General features: G+C 37.0%; 1 protein-coding gene. It reads right to left on the reverse strand.

Annotated features, from left to right (window positions below):
* Positions 1-947: hypothetical protein (locus C7K08_RS15765; protein ID WP_161955957.1), on the reverse strand; the 947-nt coding region annotated here is incomplete at both ends.

Genomic DNA, 947 nt, shown 5'->3' on the forward strand with positions numbered 1-947 from the left:
ATATTAAATCAGCAAGAGTTGGATAATTTAATCCTGGAGGTAGTATTTTTTTGTAACCATCCTGCAAAAACACAAGAACAAGAAGCGCAGATGCAGGTATAGCCAATTTGGTTTGATAATCCTGTATAGCCACCAAGGGAGCCGTAATTACAATTATCATTACTATTACCAACGGAAGGAAAATATTAACAAATGAGTTCCATGGATCCCGAGTCAAAGTCGTTTCTATTCTAAAAGCTTGATATGCTGAAAAGTTTTGTTTATTAAAGTAACTATTGGCATATTGAAAGCCCCAATTTGTTTGATAGGTATTTATGTACGGTATAACATCGCAATGCTTCAAACTATATCCATTGATAGAAGGAGGCGCAGTAATAACTTGGCCGGACGCCAGGTATTCAACATCAGACTCTCCTGTATATAAATCATCAAGCTCAATACAAAGAGGGAGAACAATGGTTTCAAAAGGGAAAAGGCTTAGGTCAAGGCTAGAGCTAGATGCATAGAACCTTCCTGTATATTCAAGCCATTGTATGTAATGACCATCGTCATCAAGGGTTGGCTTGCTTGGTTCTAATTGTGTTTTAAAATCTTGAGCTTCTACAACATTAATAAAACCAACAGTTTTTAACGGACATTCGTAGATCTCTGGATCCCATTCCCTTATCCAATCAGGCACATCTTTATATCTGAGCCATACATATCCTTCAGCATAGTAGGAGCCTGATGTAAGGTCCAGATCATATAAGGTTGATATTGATATACCCAAATAAGCTCTTAGTGGATTCTCTTGTATGTTATTTCCGTTCCAGGTAATACCATCGCAGTCCGCATTTTTGTAGTTGATTGGATTGGAATCTTTTGTATTGAGTTCTTTTTTATTGATTTCTTGTGTTTTTCTTGCCCCTTGCGACATCTTAAGCATTGTAAACAAAGCTGCTCCATAA

The organism is Synechococcus lacustris str. Tous (genome assembly GCF_003011125.1).
GTDB classification, from domain to species: Bacteria; Cyanobacteriota; Cyanobacteriia; order PCC-6307; family Cyanobiaceae; genus Synechococcus_D; species Synechococcus_D lacustris.